The 18,398-nt window shown below is 67.4% G+C and carries 19 protein-coding genes and 1 tRNA gene; 12 read left to right on the plus strand and 8 right to left on the minus strand.

Annotation, left to right across the window (positions count from 1 at the left end; genetic code table 11):
* Positions 1-137 precede the first annotated feature (137 nt).
* The 10 genes from D9601_RS12295 (at position 138) to D9601_RS12340 (ending at position 8,427) form a co-directional block, all read left to right on the plus strand.
* A complete protein-coding gene (locus D9601_RS12295; protein WP_198354275.1) occupies positions 138-617 on the plus strand; it encodes a hypothetical protein in 480 nt (159 codons plus the stop codon).
* Positions 614-1,927: a DNA-packaging protein gene (locus D9601_RS12300; RefSeq protein WP_198354276.1), complete on the plus strand. Its 1,314-nt coding sequence runs from the start codon at positions 614-616 to the stop codon at positions 1,925-1,927. The genes D9601_RS12295 and D9601_RS12300 overlap by 4 nt, the downstream gene beginning before the upstream one ends.
* 82 nt (positions 1,928-2,009) lie before the next feature.
* A complete protein-coding gene (locus D9601_RS12305) occupies positions 2,010-3,125 on the plus strand; it encodes a phage portal protein (protein ID WP_198354277.1) in 1,116 nt (371 codons plus the stop codon).
* Positions 3,122-3,412, plus strand: coding sequence for a DUF6127 family protein (locus D9601_RS12310; protein WP_198354278.1), 291 nt, complete (start codon positions 3,122-3,124; stop codon positions 3,410-3,412). Before D9601_RS12305 ends, D9601_RS12310 begins: the two co-directional genes overlap by 4 nt.
* Positions 3,409-3,783, plus strand: coding sequence for an HK97 family phage prohead protease (locus D9601_RS12315; protein ID WP_332837987.1), 375 nt, complete (start codon positions 3,409-3,411; stop codon positions 3,781-3,783). The genes D9601_RS12310 and D9601_RS12315 overlap by 4 nt, the downstream gene beginning before the upstream one ends.
* 26 nt (positions 3,784-3,809) lie before the next feature.
* Positions 3,810-4,115, plus strand: a complete 306-nt coding sequence (locus D9601_RS12320; RefSeq protein ID WP_198354279.1) for a phage major capsid protein — start codon at positions 3,810-3,812, stop codon at positions 4,113-4,115.
* A 23-nt stretch (positions 4,116-4,138) separates the two neighbouring features.
* Positions 4,139-4,537 (plus strand): peptidoglycan endopeptidase, encoded by a 399-nt coding sequence (locus D9601_RS12325; RefSeq protein ID WP_198354280.1) that lies wholly within the window; start codon positions 4,139-4,141, stop codon positions 4,535-4,537.
* Between the two features lies 1 nt (position 4,538).
* On the plus strand, positions 4,539-6,680 hold the full coding sequence (locus tag D9601_RS12330; RefSeq protein WP_198354281.1) for a phage tail protein: 2,142 nt from the start codon (positions 4,539-4,541) through the stop codon (positions 6,678-6,680).
* A gap of 12 nt (positions 6,681-6,692) precedes the next feature.
* Positions 6,693-7,196: a DUF2793 domain-containing protein gene (locus D9601_RS12335; RefSeq protein ID WP_198354282.1), complete on the plus strand. Its 504-nt coding sequence runs from the start codon at positions 6,693-6,695 to the stop codon at positions 7,194-7,196.
* Positions 7,197-7,305: 109 nt separating this feature from the next.
* A complete protein-coding gene (locus D9601_RS12340) occupies positions 7,306-8,427 on the plus strand; it encodes an OmpA family protein (RefSeq protein WP_198354283.1) in 1,122 nt (373 codons plus the stop codon).
* Between the two features lie 336 nt (positions 8,428-8,763).
* Here D9601_RS12340 and ygfZ read toward each other — a convergent pair whose 3' ends face one another.
* Positions 8,764-9,498 (minus strand): CAF17-like 4Fe-4S cluster assembly/insertion protein YgfZ, encoded by a 735-nt coding sequence (gene ygfZ / locus D9601_RS12345; protein WP_198354284.1) that lies wholly within the window; start codon positions 9,496-9,498, stop codon positions 8,764-8,766.
* An 82-nt stretch (positions 9,499-9,580) separates the two neighbouring features.
* On the opposite strand from ygfZ, the gene pyrC reads away from it, so the two are divergent.
* On the plus strand, positions 9,581-10,627 hold the full coding sequence (gene pyrC, locus D9601_RS12350; RefSeq protein WP_198354285.1) for a dihydroorotase: 1,047 nt from the start codon (positions 9,581-9,583) through the stop codon (positions 10,625-10,627).
* Here pyrC and D9601_RS12355 read toward each other — a convergent pair whose 3' ends face one another.
* A complete protein-coding gene (locus D9601_RS12355; RefSeq protein ID WP_232474075.1) occupies positions 10,628-11,395 on the minus strand; it encodes a DUF1134 domain-containing protein in 768 nt (255 codons plus the stop codon).
* 165 nt (positions 11,396-11,560) lie between these two features.
* Between D9601_RS12355 and D9601_RS12360 the strand changes: the two genes are divergently transcribed.
* Positions 11,561-11,650 (plus strand) — tRNA-Ser (locus D9601_RS12360).
* A 69-nt stretch (positions 11,651-11,719) separates the two neighbouring features.
* Here D9601_RS12360 and D9601_RS12365 read toward each other — a convergent pair.
* The 6 genes from D9601_RS12365 to D9601_RS12390 all read right to left on the minus strand — a co-directional run bounded on the left by D9601_RS12365 (position 11,720) and on the right by D9601_RS12390 (position 18,294).
* Entirely contained in the window at positions 11,720-12,034 is a 315-nt protein-coding gene (locus D9601_RS12365; RefSeq protein ID WP_198354287.1) for a hypothetical protein, read from the minus strand.
* A 4-nt stretch (positions 12,035-12,038) separates the two neighbouring features.
* On the minus strand, positions 12,039-12,434 hold the full coding sequence (locus tag D9601_RS12370; protein ID WP_198354288.1) for a hypothetical protein: 396 nt from the start codon (positions 12,432-12,434) through the stop codon (positions 12,039-12,041).
* A 313-nt stretch (positions 12,435-12,747) separates the two neighbouring features.
* Positions 12,748-13,158 (minus strand): hypothetical protein, encoded by a 411-nt coding sequence (locus D9601_RS12375; protein WP_198354289.1) that lies wholly within the window; start codon positions 13,156-13,158, stop codon positions 12,748-12,750.
* Between the two features lie 338 nt (positions 13,159-13,496).
* A complete protein-coding gene (locus D9601_RS12380; RefSeq protein WP_198354290.1) occupies positions 13,497-14,261 on the minus strand; it encodes a hypothetical protein in 765 nt (254 codons plus the stop codon).
* Positions 14,262-14,524: 263 nt separating this feature from the next.
* Positions 14,525-16,105 (minus strand): hypothetical protein, encoded by a 1,581-nt coding sequence (locus D9601_RS12385; protein WP_198354291.1) that lies wholly within the window; start codon positions 16,103-16,105, stop codon positions 14,525-14,527.
* Between the two features lie 212 nt (positions 16,106-16,317).
* The gene (locus D9601_RS12390) at positions 16,318-18,294 is read right to left on the minus strand and encodes an AAA family ATPase (protein WP_198354292.1); all 1,977 of its coding nucleotides are present in this window, start codon (positions 18,292-18,294) and stop codon (positions 16,318-16,320) included.
* Positions 18,295-18,398 lie beyond the last annotated feature (104 nt).

Raw genomic sequence — 18,398 nt, forward strand, 5'->3', positions numbered from 1 at the left:
TAACCTGTTTGGTTATTTTGTCTTGACAGCGTTACGCTGATATGGTACATAACAGGAACAATGAGGAAGTGCGGGCGAGGCCGGCGCGGCGGACGAACGATCCGGTCGCGGCGGCCTTTTTTCATGGGAGAGGACGCATGGCAGCGGACCCGGACGATGGGGCAGCGGGCGAAGCGGCGGCGGTGCCGGAGCGGCGACCGGAGGCGGGGCGGCGCTGGATTCGCTGGACGCGGACGATGGAGAACGATTTCTTCGATACGTTGGTGGCGACCGGCAGCATCAGCGCGGCGGCGCGGGCGGTGGGGATTCCGCAGCAGCAGGCGCATTACCGGCATCGCGTCAACGCGCGCTTCGCCGAACGGTGGCGCGAGGCGGTCGCCGCCGGACGGCGGATGATCGAGATGCGGATCGTCGGCCATGTGCTGGGCGGCGAGACCGATCGGATCGTGCTGGAGGATGCGCTGCGCGTGCTCAGCTATTTCGAGGCGCGGGCGGCGGGGACGGTGAAGCGGGGCGGGGTGAAACCGATGGTCGCCACCCGCGAACAGACGGACGCGGCGATCCTGTCGCGACTGGCGGCGCTGGCCGCCCGCAAGGCGAAGGAGAGCGGCGCATGAGCCGGCGGGTCGACGTCATCGCGGCGCTGGCGGCGCTGCCCACCGAGGAACGCGCCGCGCTGGTGCGCAGCCTGCCGATGCCGATACGGCGCGAGCTCGCCGACCGCTGGCTGGATGGCTGGGCGCAGGCGGGGCAGGCACCGCCGGCCGGCACGCCGTGGCGGATCTGGCTGATCCGCGCCGGCCGCGGCTTCGGCAAGACGCGGGCGGGGGCAGAATGGGTCACGGCGGTGTCGCGCGATGGCGATGCCCGGATCGCCCTGGTCGGCGCGACCGCGGAGGATGTGCGGCGGGTGATGATCGAGGGGCCGAGCGGACTGGTCGCGGTCGCCAAGACGAACCACATGCCGACCTATGTGATCGGCAAGGGCGAGGTGCGCTGGCCGAACGGCGCCCGCGCCTTTGTCTATTCGGCCGACGTGCCGGGTCAGTTGCGCGGGCCGGAACATGATGCGGCCTGGTGCGACGAGCTGGCGAAATGGCGGCGCGGCGATGCCGCCTGGGACAATCTGATGATGGGGATGCGGCGGGGGGCGCAGCCGCGCGTGGTGGTGACGACGACGCCGCGGCCGACGCCGCTGATGCGGCGGGTGATGCGCGCCAAAGGATTGGTCGAGACGCGCGGGCGCACGCGCGACAATCCGTTCCTGCCCGATGCCTTCGTCGAGGCGGTGGAGGATGCCTATGGCGGCAGCGCGCTTGGCCGGCAGGAACTGGACGGCGAGATGGTCGACGAGATCGCCGGTGCGCTGTGGACGCGGGCGATGCTGGCGGCGGCGGTGACCGAGGCGGCGCCGGAGCCGGTGCGGGTGGTGATCGGCGTCGATCCGCCAGCGGGCGAGGCGGCGAGCGGCGGCGACGCCTGCGGCATCGTCGCAGTGGCGCTGGACGGCGACGGCATCGGCCATGTGCTCGAGGATGCCAGCGTCGCCGGCGGTTCGCCCGAACGCTGGGCGCGCGCGGTCGCCGCCTGCGCGGCGCGGCATCGCGCCGACCGGGTGGTGGCGGAGGCGAACCAGGGCGGCGCGATGGTGCGGTCGGTGCTGCTCGCCGCCGACGTGACGCTGCCGGTGCGGCTGGTGCGGGCGAGCCGCGGCAAGGTGGCGCGCGCCGAACCGGTGGCGGCGCTCTACGAGCGCAGCAGGGTGCGGCATCGCGGCCGGTTTCCGGCGCTGGAGGACGAATTGTGCGGGCTGGTCGCCGGCGGCGGCTATCACGGGCCGGGCCGGTCGCCCGACCGCGCCGATGCGCTGGTCTGGGCGCTGACCGAGCTGATGCTCGGCGGGCGGGCGGCGGTGCGGGCGGTGTGACGGGCATCGTCGACTGACGCCGTCGCCCGGGGACACCATCCCCAATCCCCCGAAGGGGCGGGGCTTCAAGCAGGAGATCATCATGCGGTTGTTCGGGAAGCGGGCGCGCGAGGAGGCGCGGCCGGCGCTGTCGCGTGCCGGCAGCATCGCCGAGGCGGGCCAGTGGCCGCGCTCCTACGAGGCGCAGGTGCGCGAGGGCTATGCCGCCAATCCGGTCGCGCAGCGCGCGGTGAAGCTGGTCGCGGAGGCGGTGGCCGGCGCGCCGCTGGCCGGCGACGCCGCGATGATCGCGCTGGTCGACGCCGGCAGCGGCGGCGTGGCGGTGCTGGAGGCGGCGGCGGCGCAACTGCTGCTGCACGGCAATGCCTTCATCCAGGTGCTGCGCGACGGCGAGGGCGGCGCGGCGGCGCTCTATCCGCTGCGCCCCGAGCGCGTCGCGGTGGAGGTGGACGCGGCGGGCTGGCCGGCGGCCTATCGCTATCGCGTCGGCGACCGCGCCAGCCGGCTGGCGGCGGACGGGCCGCGGCCGGACGTCATCCACGTCCGCAGCTTCAACCCGCTCGACGACCATTACGGCATGGGCTGTCTGGCGGCGGCGTCGCCGGGGATCGCGATCCACAATGCCGCGGCGCGCTGGAACAAGGCGCTGCTCGACAATGCGGCGCGGCCGTCGGGAGCGCTGGTCTACGAGCCGGGCGACGGCGGCGCGCTGGCGCCCGACCAGTTCGACCGGCTGAAGGCGGAGATGGAGGCGGGCTTCGCCGGCGCCGCCAATGCCGGGCGACCGATGCTGCTGGAGGGCGGGCTGCGCTGGCAGGCGCTGTCGCTGTCGCCGACCGACATGGATTTCGTCGCGCTGAAGGCGGCGGCGGCGCGCGATATCGCGCTCGCCTTCGGCGTGCCGCCGATGCTGCTCGGCCTGCCGGGCGATTCGACCCACGCCAATTATCGCGAGGCGAACCGGGCGGTGTGGCGGATGACGGTGCTGCCGCTCGCCGGCGCGCTGCTCGGCGGCATCGCGCGGGGGCTGGCGGGCTGGTTCCCGGACGGCGCGCTGCGCGTCGACCTCGACCGGGTGCCGGCGCTCGCCGAGGACCGGCAGAAACTGTGGGCGTCGGTGAAGGGCGCCGACTTCCTGTCCGCCGACGAGAAGCGCGCGTTGCTCGGCCTCGATCCGCAAGCGGGAGAATTGCCATGACCGACGTGCTGACGACGCTGATCGCGCAGGCGGCGCGCGAGGGGGCGGACCTGGCGACGCTGCGCGCGATCGTCGAGGAATCGGGCGAGCTGGGCGCGCTGCGGGCGCTGACCCGGCTGGGGCTGGCGGACGAGGCGGCGCGCGGCGACCTTGCCGAACTGCGCGAGCTGATCGGCGCGTGGCGCGACGCCAAGCGTTCGGCGTGGAAGGCGGCGGCGGGCTGGTGCGCGGCGCTGCTGCTGACCGGGCTGGCGGTGAAGCTGGGGTTCGGCGCGTGGGTGCGGTGAGCGGGCCGCTGCGCTTCGCCGGCTATGCCGCGCGGTTCGACCGCGCCGACCGGTCGGGCGACGTGTTCCGCGCCGGCGCCTTCGCCGGGGCGGCGCGGGTGCCGCTGCTGCGCGACCATCATGGCGAGCCGGTCGGGCGGATCGTCGCGCTGGACGAGGATGCGCACGGCCTGCGGATCGCGGGCGAGGTCGACGACGCGGCGGTGGCGCGGCTGATGCGGAGCGGTGCGCTGACCGGCCTGTCGGTCGGCTACCGGCCGCTGGTGGTGCGGCAGGGCGCGCGGCGCGAGCTGCTGCGCGTCGCGCTCGCCGAGGTGAGCCTGGTGGCGGTGCCGATGCAGCCGCTGGCGCGGGTCGACCGGCTCGACTGACGACGGTTTCAACCAAGGAGGACGGCATGGACGTGGTCGAAAGGCCGGCGCTGGACGGCGCGCGGGCGGAACGGGGCGAGGCGTTCGCGGGGTTCGTCAGAACCGGCGCGACGCTGGAGATGAAGGCGTTCACGGGGGTCAGCGGCGATGCCGGCGGCTATGCGGTGCCGCACGAGATCGATGCGACAATCGCGTCGGTGCTGCGCGGCCTGTCGCCGATCCGCGCGATCGCCAATGTCGTGCAGGTCGGGTCACCTGACCGTGCATCGCGCCACCTTCCTGGCCGGCGAACTTCCGCGGCGAGCCGCATCTGCCGCGTATCGACCTGCTGACCCGCTATCCGGGAAGCTGAGCGGTGTCGGGGCGGCAGGGCGCGGCGGCGGCGCTGGCCCTGGTAGGAGCGCGCTTCCGGCTGCACGGCCGCGACCCGTCGCATGGCGTCGATTGTCTCGGCGTCGCGGTGGCGGCGCTGCGGGCGGGCGGTTGGCGAGGCGATGTGCCGAGCGGCTATGCGCTGCGCGGCGGGGCGGCGGCGGCGATCGGCGCGCAGCTCGATGCGGCGCTGACCCGCTGCGACGGCGCGGCGCCGGGCGACGTGCTGCTGTTCGACCTCGGCGCGGGGCAGCTGCACTTTGCGGTGCGGACGGCGGCGGGGATCGTCCACGCCGATGCCGCGCTGCGCCGGGTGGTCGAGCGACCCGGGGCGGACGGGTGGCGACTGGTCGGCGCCTGGCGCTGGAGCGGGGAGGGGTGAGATGGCGACACTGATGCTGACCGCGATCGGCACGGCGATCGGCGGGCCGATCGGCGGCGCGGTCGGCGCGCTGATCGGCCAGGGGATCGACCAGCGCGTGTTCCGCGCCGCGGCCAAGGACGGGCCGCGGCTGACCGAGCTGGCGGTGCAGACGTCGAGCTACGGCACCGCCATTCCACGGCTGTTCGGCCGGATGCGGGTCAGCGGCACGGTGATCTGGGCGACCGACCTGATCGAGCATCGCGAGCGCGTCGGCGGCGGCAAGGGATCGGCGGGCACCAATCGCTACAGCTACAGCGCGTCCTTCGCCGTGGCGCTGTCGGCGCGGCCGGTGCGCGCGGTCGGGCGGATCTGGGCGGAAGGCGTGCTGATCCGCGGTGCGGCGGGCGACTGGAAGGTGCGCACCGGTTTTCGCCTGCACCGTGGCGGCGAAGACCAGCCGGTCGATCCGCTGATCGCCTCCGCGGAAGGGGCGACGCCGGCCTATCGCGGCCTGGCCTATGCGGTGTTCGAAGGATTGCAGCTGGAGACGTTCGGCAACCGCATCCCGTCGCTGACCTTCGAGGTGGTGGCGGACGACGCACCGGTGCCGACCGGGACGGTGGCGGCATCCCTGTGCGAGGAGGTGACGGCGGCAGGCGGATTGCCGCTGACGGGCTTCGCCGCGACCGGCAGCGCGCGCGGCGTGCTGGAGACGCTGGCGACGATCGACGGCGGCTGGTGGCGGCCGGAGGGCGCGCGCATCGTGCGCGGCGAAGCGGGCGGCGCGGCGACGGCGTTCGACGACGACGGCTTTTCGGCGGGAGCGGGGGCGGGGCGGCGCGGCGAGCGGCGCACCGTCGCGCCGGTCGAGCGCGTGCCGCGCGCGGTCAGCGTCGCCTATCACGATCCCGCCCGCGATTATCAGGCCGGCGTGCAGCGGGTGCGGCGGCCGGGAGCGGGCCTGCGCGAGGACCGGATCGACCTGCCCGCGGTGCTCGGCGCCGATGTGGCGAAGGGCGTCGCCGCGGCGATCCTGGCGCGGGGCGAGGTGGAACGGACGCAGCGCATGATCGCGCCGGGGCTGACCGCCCTCGCAATCGCGCCGGGCATGCAGGTGCGACTGGACGGCGCGACCTGGCGAGTCAGCCAGGTGAAGGTCGAGGCGATGGCACCCGTACTGACGCTGGTGCCGCTGGCACCGCCGCCGGCGGTGGTCACTGCGAGCAGTGGGCGCGTATCGGCGGCGGCGGACCTGACGATCGGGCGGACGGTGCTGCATGCGGTCGAGCTGCCCGGCCTGGACGACGTCCCGGCCGCGGCACCGCGCGTCACCGTGTTCGCGGCCGGCGAGGGCGAGGGCTGGCGGACGGCGGCCTTGCTCTACAGCCTGGACGACGGCGCCAGTTGGATGGACGCGGCGGCAACCGCGGCGCCGGCGATCTTGGGCAGGGTCAGCCGGCCGCCGGACGCGGCGCAGGCCACGCTGGTCGACCATGCCAGCACGTTGGAGGTAACGCTGGCCCATCCGGCCATGACGCTGGGCGATGCCGACGGTGCGGCGCGAGCGCGTGGTGTCAATCTGGCGCTGGTCGGGGACGAGCTGATCCAATTCGGTCGTGCCGAGCCGCTTGGCCAAGGTCGCTGGCGGTTGCGGGACCTGTGGCGCGGGCTGCGCGGCAGCGAGACGGCGATCGGGACACAGCAGGCGGGCGACCGCTTCGTCCTGATCGAGGCGGCGACGACACGCACGATCACCCTGCCGCGCGAGGCGATCGGCACGACCCTGCGCGTGCTGGCGAGCGGGCTGGGCGATGGCGACACGCCGGCGGAGGTGCGACTGACGCTATCCGGCCAGTCGGTGGCGCCGCCGTCGCCCGTGCACCTTGCCGTGGCACCGCTGGGCGACGGGACGTGGCGGCTGAGCTGGACCCGGCGCAGCCGCGCCGGCTGGAGCTGGAGCGACGGTCTCGACGCGCCGCTCGTCGAGGAGACGGAGGCGTATCGCGTGACGCTGACCTCGCCCGACGGCAGCCAGCGGATCGCGGACACCGACGGGCCGTGGCTTGCGCTTGCGGCGCCGCCGCCGCCGGGCACGCAGGTCGCGGTGGCGCAACGCGGAACGCTCGCGCTGTCACCGGCGGCCGTGATGGTGATTCGATGAGGGGAGGGTGCAATGGCCGATCCGGTAACCGCGCGACTCGCGTTGCCGCTGCTCGCGACGGGGCAGGCAGGAAAAGAATGGACGCATAACGAAGCGCTGGCGCTGGTCGATCTGGCGCTGCAGCCGGCGGTGCAGGCGATCGGTCTGAACGCACCGCCGGCGGCACCGGCGCCAGGCCAGAGCTGGATCGTCGGTCCCGCGCCGAGCGGCGATTGGCAGGGGCGTGCGGCGGCGCTGGCCGGCTGGACGGCATCCGGCTGGCGCTTCGTGACGCCGGGGGACGGTTTCGCGGTTTGGTGTCTTTCTTCAAAAAGAACAGCAGTTTACCGTGAAGGACTGTGGCTGGAAGGTGACGTTGCCGCCAGTCGGCTGGTCGTCGACGGGCTGCCCGTGGTGCAGGCGCGGGGTGCGGCGATCGCCGAACCGGCCGGCGGCACCGGCGTCGACGCCGAGGCGCGGCGGGCGATCGGCGACATATTGGCCGCGTTGCGCCGGCACGGATTGATCGCCGGCTAACATGTGGCAATCGCGCAACACCCCCGTTCTTTTGTGCGCTTGCGTGGAAACCAAGCTGCCGATAGTGAGTTTGCGCTGTCCGTAGTGACACTCAAGAAAGGGGATTTCTATGCGGAAGCTTGCTGCCGTTCTGGCATTGGCGTCGACCGCACTGGCCACTCCTGCCCTCGCCCGCGACAAGTCGTGGTACGTCGGCATCGAAGGCGGTGCGATGATCGTTGAAGACATCGACTATGACATCGGCGCGACGGCGAAGGCCGGTACCGTCAACCACGATTACGGTTATGACGTCGATGGCGTCGTCGGCTACGACTTCGGTGGGTTCCGGGTCGAGACCGAGGTCGGCTATCGTCGCGCGACGGTCGACAGCTATCGTTCGATCACCACCACCCCGGCCTATACCGCGGCTGGCCTGGCTTCGGCGGGTGCTGGCACCTACGACTATGCCGGCGGCTCCAGCTCGGCGCTCAGCTTCATGCTGAACGGCCTGCTCGACTTCGGTGAAGACGACGGCATCCAGGGCTTCATCGGCGGCGGTGTCGGTGTCGCGCGCGTCAAGGCGAAGTATGGCCTGAACACCCGCGGCAACTTCCTCGACGACTCGGACACCGTGTTCGCGTGGCAGGGCCTCGCCGGCGTCCGCGCTCCGCTGACCGACCATATCGACGCGACGCTGAAGTATCGCTTCTTCAACGCCGACAACGTCAAGCTGGTCGACGTCACCAACCGCACGTTCGACGGTCGCTATCGTTCGCACAGCATCCTGGGCGGCGTGACCTACAACTTCGGTTCGCCGACCCCGCCGCCGCCGCCGCCGCCGCCGGTTGAAGCGCCGCCGCCCGCGCCGGTCGCTCCGCCGCCCGCGCCGGAGCCGGTCGTCTGCTCGCCTGGTCCGTTCATCGTGTTCTTCGAATGGGACAAGTCGGACATCACGCCGGAAGCCGGTTCGATCCTCGACAACGCCGTGACGCAGTATCAGAGCTGCGGCAATGCGCAGGTCATGGTTGCAGGCTTCACCGACACCTCGGGCTCGGCCCAGTACAACGTCGGTCTGTCGCAGCGCCGTGCGGACGCGGTCAAGGCGTACCTCACCTCGCACGCCATCCCCGATGGCGTCGTCTCGACCCAGGCGTTCGGCGAAACCCGCCTGCGCGTTCAGACCGCGGACGGCGTCCGCGAGGTCCAGAACCGTCGCGTCGAGATCACCTACGGTCCGGGCGCGGGGCAATAAGCCTCACGTACCTGCCGAAGGTATCGGAAAATGGGGAGGTCGGCTTTGCCGGCCTCCCTTTTTCTTGTCCGGCGCCGGGCGGGGGGCGGGGCGCCTATGCAGTTCCGTCGCAGGGATGCGCCGCCATTGCCCTTGCGTAGGGGCGACTTGAGCGAAGCGCGGTCCTCACAGCCCCACACGGCCCGCGACAGCGACGGATGAGCCATGTGTCTGGCGATCATCGGTTCGGGCGATCGCGATTAGGCCTATGAGGCGGCGGCAGGCGATGGCCACGCCGGCGCTCGTCGATCCGTGCGACATCTACCACCGCGAGGAGGTCGAGACGCGGGGCTTCCGCTATACCGCGGTCGGGCGCTGATCCTCGGCCAGCGCCGCGGCGAGCCACGGCGGGACGATGGCGGCGCCCAAGGATTCGACGCGGCGGTGCTCGACCATCAGGCCGAGCTCCGGATAGGTCGCGCGGGTGCGATCGCCCGGCTCGGCCAAGGGCGCGACGACGAGGCGGCGATTGACCTTGCTCCGGTGGTGCATCCGCGCAGTATTCTCCTGACCGATATAGCAGCCCTTGGAGAAACTGACGCCGTTCAGCTCGCGCGCATTGCATTCGAGCCAGAGCGTTTCGCCATTGCCCAGCTCCGCGACGCCCTCGGTGACGCCGAGGCGGAGGCGATGATCGAGCCAGCCCATCGCCGGTTCGGCGGGGGTGCCGAGCCAGCGACGGCCGAGTGCGGGGAGGCGAGGATCGGGCGACCCGCTATCGCCATCCGGGGACCAGTGGACGGCAAGGTCGGCGGGCTCGATCGTGATCGCCCGGCGCAACCGGTAGAGCGACAGGCGGCGGGCGAGGGCGTCGCGCTGCGCCGCCTCGCCGTCGATCAGCACCGCATCGCCATCCGCCCACAGGATGAAGTCGAACAGCGCCTTGCCTTGCGGGGTCAGTAGCCCGCCCCACACCGGCATGCCCTCGGCCAGCCGACTGGTGTCACAGGTGACCAGTCCCTGCAGGAAGCCACGTACATCCTCCCCGGACAGGCGCAGCAGGGAGCGGTCGGCGAGCATCGTGGCGTCCATGCGTGACAATTAGGGTGCCGCCACGGCTTTCCAAGCGGTGGAGCGGCTGGCGGGCAGCGGCGGCGGCGGATAAGGGACGGCGATGACCGATCGCCTGACCATCCGCCGCCCCGACGACTGGCACGTCCACCTGCGCGACGGCGCGATGCTGCAGGCGGTGGCGGGCGCGACGGCGCGCCAGTTCGCGCGTGCGATCATCATGCCGAACCTCACCCCACCGGTGACCGACGTCGCCATGGCAGAGGCCTATCGCAGCCGGATCCTGGCGGCGGTGGGCGAGGAGGCGAGCTTCACGCCGCTGATGACCTGCTATCTCACCGACCACAGCGATCCGGCGGAGATCGCACGCGGCCATGGTGCGGGCGTGTTCACCGCGTGCAAGCTCTATCCGGCGCATGCGACGACCAATTCCGCGCACGGCGTCACCGACATTCTGGCGCTCCGCCCGGTACTCGAGACGATGCAGCGGATCGGCATGCCGCTGCTCATCCATGGCGAGGTGACCGATCCGACGATCGACATCTTCGACCGCGAGGCGGTGTTCCTCGAGCGCGTGCTGACGCCGCTGATCCGCGCCTATCCGGCGTTGAAGATCGTGCTGGAGCATATCACCACCGCCGAGGCGGCGGCCTTCGTCGCCGAGGCGGATCATCCGATCGCCGCGACGATCACGCCGCAGCATCTGATCATCAACCGCAACGCGATCTTCGACGGCGGCCTGCGCCCGCACGCCTACTGCCTGCCGGTCGCCAAGCGCGAGGCGCATCGGCTGGCGGTGCGGCGGGCGGCGGTGTCGGGCAGCCCCCGCTTCTTCCTCGGCACCGACAGCGCGCCGCATGGCGTCGGCGCCAAGGAATCGGGCTGCGGCTGTGCCGGCATCTTCAACGCGCCCTTCGCGCTCGAGGCCTATCTGCAGGTGTTCGACGAGGAAGGGGCGATCGATCGGTTCGAGGGCTTCGCCGCCGAACATGGCGCGCGATTCTATGGCCTGCCGCTCAACGAGGGACGGGTCACGCTCGTGCGCGAACCGGTGGAAGTGCCGGCGATGACCGGCACGGGCGAGACCGCGGTGGTGCCGTTCCTCGCCGGCAAGACCCTCGCCTGGCGGCTCGCCGACGCCGCGGCATGATCAGAAGGGCAGCCACTTCGCCTTGTGGGTGATCTTCATATAGCCGACGTTGACGCCGGCGCGGTAGCCGACGCCGAGCCGGATCGGGATCAGCACGATATTGCCGCGGCGCAGATAGGTCGCGGCGAACCCGCCGACCAGATACAGCCGCCCCTCGGCCGCCGGGAAGCGCTTGAACAGATCTTCGGTGTCGTAAAGGTTGTAGACCAGCACGAACACCTTGTTGGCGTCGCCGCCGACATCGAAGCCGACCGACGGGCCGGTCCAATAGACCGGCATCTGGCCCTCGACCTTGTGCGTCATGATGCCGGAGCCGTAGCGCAGACCGACGACGAACGCGCCCGCGGCCTCGCGCCCGGCGATATAGGCGTTGGGGCGGCCCTGGTCCTTGAGCACCCGCTCCAGGATGCCGGCGAGGCCGGCGGCGCCCTTGCCGAACACCCCCTCGCCCGCGGCGAGCAGATCCTCGCGCGCATAGGTGGTGTCGGCCTGCTGCGCCGCCTCGGCGCGCGCCTGTTGCTGCGCATTGGCCGATTCGCCGGCATAGGCGGGCGGCGGCGCCGACTGCGCCTGGTCGAAGCCCGGCGCGGGCTGGGCCGGACTCGGCGCCGGCGTCGTCCGCTGCACCGTGCGCGGCTGGGCCGTGGCGCGGGGCGCGGGGGTGGCGAGATCGCCGTCGATCGCCCGATTGGGATCGATCGTCGCGACCTGCGCGCTCGCCCCGGTGGTCAGCACCGCCGCCAGCGCCATGATACCGATCGCCCGCATAACCCAACCCCCTCGCAACGCATTTACGCGCCCGGTTAACCACTCCTGCGCTTGCGCGGCAATGAACGATCGCGCGATGCGCCGCGATTTGCGGGCAACGGGGCGCAACGGGGCCATTGATCCCCCCTCGCACCCTCGTTATAGCGCCACTCCTGCCGCCGGTCCGGAGACGTGGGTGAGTGGCTGAAACCAACGCTTTGCTAAAGCGTCATACGGGAAACCGTATCGAGGGTTCGAATCCCTCCGTCTCCGCCAATCAAGCGAAAAAGTGAGGATTTTCTGCGGTTCTCGCAAAGTCACTCACCGCCAGCAACTCACCACTTCTTATTCAGCAGGTACGATGGGCGGGTCCGATTCGAGGATTATCCCCGCACCCGGTCCGGTGACCGCATAGTAAACCGGACGGTCCGTGAGGGCGGAGATGCGCCAGGACGTTGCCTGACCGCTCACCGGGCTCGAGAAGCCCTGCGTTAGATCGACTGTAACCGGCGTACCCGGCTCGCCCCCATAGCGTGGCAACTGCCAGACGCTCGCGGCCTTCGCTGCGGTGGGTACCACCACAAGGACCGAGCCGGCCGGTACCAACTCCGACACGGTAGACGGCCAAGTGATCTTTTTCGCGTTCTTCATCTCGGGCATTGTTTCACTCCTTTTCCACCGACTTAAACCAATGAACCTCGTGCCGAAGTCCGACCCGCTCATAAATGTCCAGATTGTAACTGTATTCCTTAGCCACGAGCGCGCGAAGTTCCGGATTGTTCGGAGGCGGCACCTCGCCTTTGATAATGAATTCGGCAAGTGGAAGCCAATCACGAAACCGCTGCTGTCCCTCATGCGTCAGGAGTTCTTCAAACCTGTCGTCCGTGAACTTGCCAACCTTGGCGCCATAGATGAAGAAGGATGAAACACCGAGGTTGTAGGCGATAAGCCCCGAATCTTCACGGTATGGGCCTTCTGACGCTTCACTGTCGAACGTAAGAGTGCGTGCTTCGCTGTGATCGGCAACGATTGCTCTTTGTATGTCTCTCCATGTTGTCATTGCGCGTTCTCCATCATGCGCTGATACTGTTCAGCGGCTTTGGCGATTGTTGTAGCTTCCGTGAGTTGCGGCACTGTGCCGAATACAGCGCGCCGAATAAGCAGCGGGCATTCCGGACCCGGCTCACCGTCCAGTAGCAGCGCGTACGCTTCGCCGTCCGAGTGCCGGGCGAGCCAAGCCGCCCTGTCGGCCCGCCATTCTCGAAACCGGCGCTGTTGCACGGGCGTAAGGGCCGCAACGCGTGCCTCTACGCTGTCCACCGGCCGGATAACGGCAGCGAGGGCGGCTAGGCGGCGACGGAGCGCGGCGCGGCTCATTTCCTTACCGCTTGTTCCAATTCGTCCAGGCGGGCGCGCAAGTCGTCAATTTCGGCCACGTCGCGCAGCTTGGCGAGTGCGGTAGCAATGTCCTTCGCTTCACCGCTGGTAATCTCGCCGCTGGCAAGGCTGTCGGCGACGGCGAGCGGGTCCGCGCTGTCCAACTCGACCGGCCTACCGCGCGGCAGGATGCGGTCCAGCGCATAAGCGATTGCCGTCATGTCACCCGCTGCGATCCGGAGACGGAGCGCGTGAACTGCCTCACCCGCTAGGTTCTGAACGGCGTGAAGCGTGTCGCGGGACAGCTTGTTCTTGCTGCCGACGCGCCGGCCGGGATTACCGGGGCCGAAACGTCCGAGCGCATCGCGACTGTCCGTTGATGTACGGGGATCAGCGGGCGGGTTCATCGGACTGCCGCCCTGATCGCCTGTTCCACCGCATACCATACCACGCCCACAGTGCAGGCGATCGGTGAGGCGATCGCGTATCGCTTCCAGATGCTCGTGGGGAAGCGGCGACTAGACATAAGACACCTGCGCGCCGTGACGTGCCGCCCAAGCCGCGATGGCGGAAGTTGAGGTCCAAGCCGTACCAGCGCGCCGGGTGGATTGAGGGAAGCCGTGTTTACGACGCCAGCCGGAGATTAGCGCACGTGATGCATTGCCGAGCGCCGCAACGAGCGTAGGGGCGTCCACCTCAGGCACGGCCGGTAAGATCACATGGCCGGGTAGCTGTGGAGCGGCTTTCATGCCGCCGCTCCCGTCAGTGCTGCGAATGCCCTGTCCTGATCCACGCCGCCCGCGACTGCGACGAAGTGGATGGCTTCGCGAAGCATGTTCCGGGTCAGGTCGATCGTCTCTGACCGCTGGCGATGCGTTGCAAGAGCGGCATCTGCGGCCCGTTCAGCAGCGGCAGCGTCCGGCCCGTGCGCCAGGGGATCGTTTGCATCGGGCTTGAGGGCGTAATCAGCCTGAAGGCCGGATTTCTGGATATGGGCGAGCCGCATGGCTCGATCCCGCGCCATGTCGACAAACTGCGACGGGAAGCCGTCCGGCAATTCCAGGATGGCCTGAAGGCGCAGGAGGTCCGCACTGTTAATTGCTGTCGGCAGCGTCGCATGATCCAGCGTCCGCAGCACCCCGCGATGTTCCGCGCGGATGGCAACGCTGGCGGTATCGTTCGGGGTCTCAAGTAGACGTGCTTCTGCCGCACGTCGGGCTTGGTCCTCCTTGATTGCGGCAGCTTGGACCGCGCGGAATGGTCCGGCCAGGACAGCAGATGCTGTTGAGAGAAGGTGAGCGTTCAGCGCCTCCGGCAGCAGTCGGCCCGCCTGCGTCATTGCGTCACGGCTAAAGCCGGCAACGGCTTCCCCGAAAGCGATGGTCTGCGGTCCGATAGCAGTATTGGCCTTCACCGGAGCGGTGATCGCAAGGACTGCCGAGCGACCAGCATTGTCAATCATGCTTATGTCGCCGGCCTCGGTGTTCTGGCTGCTAATCGTAAGTACCATGTCATGCCTCCTAGTCGAATATTGACTTAGGATCGGCACCAAATGGCCTCTCGTCAAGTACTCAGTCAGAAACCAACAGTACATTCATCAAGAGTGTAACTTACCGTGTACTATACCGTGGACAAAACTTCTGCGATAACCTTTAATCTCACAAACGGTGAGCGCGATTGGTGAGCAACTTTGCGCGACGCCTGAAAAGCGGTTTGCGCACAACACGCTACGTTGCACGCACGGCGGAGGACGGCTCCGCTTACCGATTTCGCTCAAAATTTTGCTTGAAAAGTCCTTGCTTGCTGAGTCCCGGTGATCATGTCGCCTTCGTCCACATACACGGTCCCTGTAGGGGCGCGTTCAAGAAGCTGCTTGAACCGGCGGCGTATCGCGCGGGTGTGCTGCGATAATGCTCCCTTTTTTGCCCATCGGTCGATTATCTCGGGGGAGCCGAATACTGCTACACGTTCACTTTCAGATGCGGAGTAGCTCGTAATGGACTGTCTATAGAACGCTGCGAAAGTACTATCGCCGACCTGAGCGTAAGCATACCCTAACAACTGAGTTAGTTCACCTCGAACCGGCTGATTGTCTGGCCCTTCTAGCCGCAACGTTGCCTCTCCCGGCGTTACACATTTCGCAAAATGCTCTATGCTTGCTCCGCATTCAGCCAACTGCCCGATCGAAACTAGCGGTTTATCACTCCGCCGGCAGCAAATCATGAGTGCCTTGAGCACCTCTGAACACCACGTCAGAAACTCAACATCGACTGATGCTCTATCTATGTTGAACGAGCCAGTGTCCCAATCGCTGTCGTCCACAGTGAGGACAATGCGTAAGCTATCCTGCTGAAGCAGCAGAATAAGATCAACGATATCTAAAATAGACCGAATTTCGCCCACTTCAGGTGCGCTTAGGCTATAATTCATCTTGAACAGGCCGCTATCGTACATGCGTCCTGTAACATGCGAACTGGTGTATGATCCGACTAGGCTCGGCGATCCGAACGAACCCGGCATTTTGAACCAACGCGTTTCGCCGTTCATGACAATAGTTCGGCCGTCTCCGGATGTGAACTTTAGAGCAGACTTCCGAGGGTTCACGCGCATTGAAAAGTGAGCGGGCTCACCAGCGACGATGGGCATCCTGGCCGGAATGCCGAAGCGAGCTTCTTTAAGTTCTACCCAGGACGGATTGAACGTCGGGTTTAGCCCTACGGCGTGTTCAACGAACGCCTCGGCATGTGCGGACGGGAACTTGATCGAACCTACTAGGCTTCCTTGATCGTATCCTACCGTCTCGTGTACGCGAAGTTTGTTGCGAGAATAGACGGCCGGCTCATCGACGCATGTACGGATAATCCAAGGTATAAGATCATCCGTGTGGCAATCGTCGGGCACCATGGGGATCACAAGTTCAATGCGGTGAGGCTCTAGTCCGTCTCGATCGGCTTCTCTCGCGCGCTTAAGGGTGCGCTCGACTAGTTGGTCGTCGAAATGGCGACCATAAACGCTGACAGTCTGTCCGCCTTTGTCGAGAGCGTAGAGGACGATGAAGCAGGGATCGACAGACTCTGCGAAGCGGAGTGCATTCGAGAGCGTCACACGGCCAGCCGGCTTCCGGTGATCGGAGATCGTGGATTTGACTTGTATACGTGCTGTTCTCGCCGTCAGCTGACGATCTAGCGGGGCATTCGGGACCGACGGAACGTCCCATTCCACCAAGAAATCCCACCCTCTTCTATCTCGGCGTGGAGGGTTGATGGCGGCACCGGTTCCGCTTCCGCTTTGCTGAAAAGTGTCCTCCGCCCATTCGTCAAACTTCTCCAGTGAATATGGTGCTGCGATCGTCATGCGCGCAGGAAGAATGGAGGATGACTTAAGTCAAGTAGGGCTTCAGTCCATAACGGCAGCATAAGTGAGGTGTGGTGCGCCCTTGCGCGCACACACACCCTTGGGGGTTATAGGGGGGTGTGTGCGGGGGTGGTTTGCGGACGGTTTGTGTGGGGTTTGTGCAGGTCTGTGTGGCCCGCTAATTAGCGCTAATTAAGCCCGTCCGACGCTAATTAACGGCAAACACCGATTACCGTCCGATCCCGCCCGTTCTCCCGTATTTGCTGAAGCGCTAATTTTCCGTCAGCGAGCAGGCGCTCCATCGCGCCCTTAAGCGCTCTCTTTGTGCAGCCCTCGGCATCGGGCATCCCGCTAAGTTCCTTCGGTGCATGCAAGGTGCTGAACCTGCGGCCCTGTGCCTCATTACGTTCGATCAGCGTCAGGAACACGCGATCGGCCTTGGCATGCACGTCCGCGCTTGCGGCCTGCGTGTCCGCGACGAACACACCAGAGCGCCAGGTCATCGCGATTTCAGCGCCGATCCGCCCATAATTGCTTTTCATCACCTTGAGCCGGCGGGCGTCAGGGTCCGCCTCATAGCCTTCAGACACGATCCTCTCGAAGTAGAGCCGGGAACGAACGCTGTTGTTCCAGGCCGTAGAGCCGCTGGCCCCTGTGCCGGTCGCAATGCCGGTCAGTGACGGATGGGCGAGCAACAGCACTGCGCAATGGTGGCGGATCGCCAACCCGCGCAGCAGGCCGATGAATTGCCGGGCTTGGGCTCGGTCGTTCTCGTTGCCGGGAAAAAGGTCCGCCAGGGTGTCGAGGACGACAAGGGCCGGCTTATCGGCAGCGATTTGTGCGTCCAGCGCCCGATACAGGTCGGTCGGTACAAGCGTGCCGTTACGCTCTGCCAAGGCGAGCAACGCGTCACAGCCCGCAAGGCTCGCCAGCCTTAAACGCCCAAGGTCAGCCATGCTGCTACCGCTATGAGCGGCGATAGCGGCAATGCGGCGATGCAATTCGTCCCTGTCATCCTCTGCGGAAAGGTAGAGGGCTGGACCAGATTTCGGGACCCGGTTGAGCCAAAACTGACCACAGGCAACGCTAAGTGCGAGTTGCAATGCGATCAGGCTCTTTCCGGTGCCGCCATCGCCGCCGAGCATCGTGACAGTCGATAGTGGCACCACATCCGGGACAAGCCATTCACGGGGCGGGATCGGTCCCGACAGGTCGGATGCTGCAAACCAGATGGCAGGTGGCGGGGAGGCAGGCAGGGGGGTCGCGCTCGCGCCCGGCGGCACCTGATAGCCGGTCGGACTGAAGCCCTGCACGAGCGCCTGTTCATGGGCGCTGAGGTTGCCACTCCGTAGCGCCTGACCCTGCAAATATGACCAGCCTAGTGAGGTTCCGCGATCCAGCGAGCGCCAAAGCTTCGCGTTGTCCGCTAAGTCGTTCTTCGGGTAGTTCGCGCACCACATTTCCCATGTGGCACGCGCCTGATCGTCAGGAATAAGGCCGGTGACAGACTGCCGGTACGCCGAAGTGATGTTCCGCCAAGTGTCATAGTCGTCGGGGTTGTCGGTTCCGTTGAGCGCCGCCGTGGCAATCTCGAACGAAGGCGCAGGGTTGGTGCCGAGCGCTAACCGCTCTCCCGTCCGCCCGGCGGCAAACAACCACATCGGAGCAGGTGCTAGCGGCAGCGCGGGATTCCACGTCCCATAATCAACGATGAATGTTCCATCGCCGCGACGATCCAGGCCGATGCCGAGCGGAGCGGACGAAAGCGGCTGTTCGGTGAGCGAGCGATACAGGTAGTGCCATCCGCCGCTTGGTGTGGCCTGCCACTGCGTTTCTGGTGGATGGTGGCCCATGCTGGCGAGCGTCGCCGCACCGTCCTTGCCGTTCTTCCGATCAACGTCGAGAGCGTAGAGCCCGCCGGAGGCGCTGCCTGTGGCGATCCCGACCGAAGCGTCAGGAAAGCGCGCCCAAAGCTTGCCGATCGCAGCAGTGTCGCATGACGCAAGCTTCACACCGCCTTCGCTGCTACCCGGTTCCGAAATACCGAGAGCGGCCGCAACGTCTCGATCGGCATAGGGAGCTTTTGAGCCGTCCGGGCGAACCGGGAGGACTGCGAACCCATGCTGCGCAAGCTGTAGAGCACGCGCGAGTCGGGAATTGCCGGTGTCTGCCGGCAGGCTTATATTCATCGCTGTTGACCTTGTTGGCCCGGCGCGCCCACCACGGCGTTGCCGGGCTTTTCGCGAGTGCTGCGGAGTGATCCTCCGCTCTCGCTACTGAAAAGATTGGCTAA

The sequence above is a fragment of the Sphingomonas sp. MA1305 genome, assembly GCF_016107325.1.
Classification (GTDB): Bacteria; Pseudomonadota; Alphaproteobacteria; order Sphingomonadales; family Sphingomonadaceae; genus Sphingomonas.

Coding starts and splice junctions, on each gene's coding strand:
- D9601_RS12295 (WP_198354275.1), top strand. CDS start 138: ATGGCAGCGGACCCGGACGATGGGGCAGCGGGCGAAGCGGCGGCGGTG.
- D9601_RS12300 (WP_198354276.1), top strand. CDS start 614: ATGAGCCGGCGGGTCGACGTCATCGCGGCGCTGGCGGCGCTGCCCACC.
- D9601_RS12305 (WP_198354277.1), top strand. CDS start 2,010: ATGCGGTTGTTCGGGAAGCGGGCGCGCGAGGAGGCGCGGCCGGCGCTG.
- D9601_RS12310 (WP_198354278.1), top strand. CDS start 3,122: ATGACCGACGTGCTGACGACGCTGATCGCGCAGGCGGCGCGCGAGGGG.
- D9601_RS12320 (WP_198354279.1), top strand. CDS start 3,810: ATGGACGTGGTCGAAAGGCCGGCGCTGGACGGCGCGCGGGCGGAACGG.
- D9601_RS12330 (WP_198354281.1), top strand. CDS start 4,539: ATGGCGACACTGATGCTGACCGCGATCGGCACGGCGATCGGCGGGCCG.
- D9601_RS12335 (WP_198354282.1), top strand. CDS start 6,693: ATGGCCGATCCGGTAACCGCGCGACTCGCGTTGCCGCTGCTCGCGACG.
- D9601_RS12340 (WP_198354283.1), top strand. CDS start 7,306: ATGCGGAAGCTTGCTGCCGTTCTGGCATTGGCGTCGACCGCACTGGCC.
- ygfZ (WP_198354284.1), bottom strand. CDS start 9,498: ATGGACGCCACGATGCTCGCCGACCGCTCCCTGCTGCGCCTGTCCGGG.
- pyrC (WP_198354285.1), top strand. CDS start 9,581: ATGACCGATCGCCTGACCATCCGCCGCCCCGACGACTGGCACGTCCAC.
- D9601_RS12355 (WP_232474075.1), bottom strand. CDS start 11,395: ATGCGGGCGATCGGTATCATGGCGCTGGCGGCGGTGCTGACCACCGGG.
- D9601_RS12365 (WP_198354287.1), bottom strand. CDS start 12,034: ATGCCCGAGATGAAGAACGCGAAAAAGATCACTTGGCCGTCTACCGTG.
- D9601_RS12370 (WP_198354288.1), bottom strand. CDS start 12,434: ATGACAACATGGAGAGACATACAAAGAGCAATCGTTGCCGATCACAGC.
- D9601_RS12375 (WP_198354289.1), bottom strand. CDS start 13,158: ATGAACCCGCCCGCTGATCCCCGTACATCAACGGACAGTCGCGATGCG.
- D9601_RS12380 (WP_198354290.1), bottom strand. CDS start 14,261: ATGGTACTTACGATTAGCAGCCAGAACACCGAGGCCGGCGACATAAGC.
- D9601_RS12385 (WP_198354291.1), bottom strand. CDS start 16,105: ATGACGATCGCAGCACCATATTCACTGGAGAAGTTTGACGAATGGGCG.
- D9601_RS12390 (WP_198354292.1), bottom strand. CDS start 18,294: ATGAATATAAGCCTGCCGGCAGACACCGGCAATTCCCGACTCGCGCGT.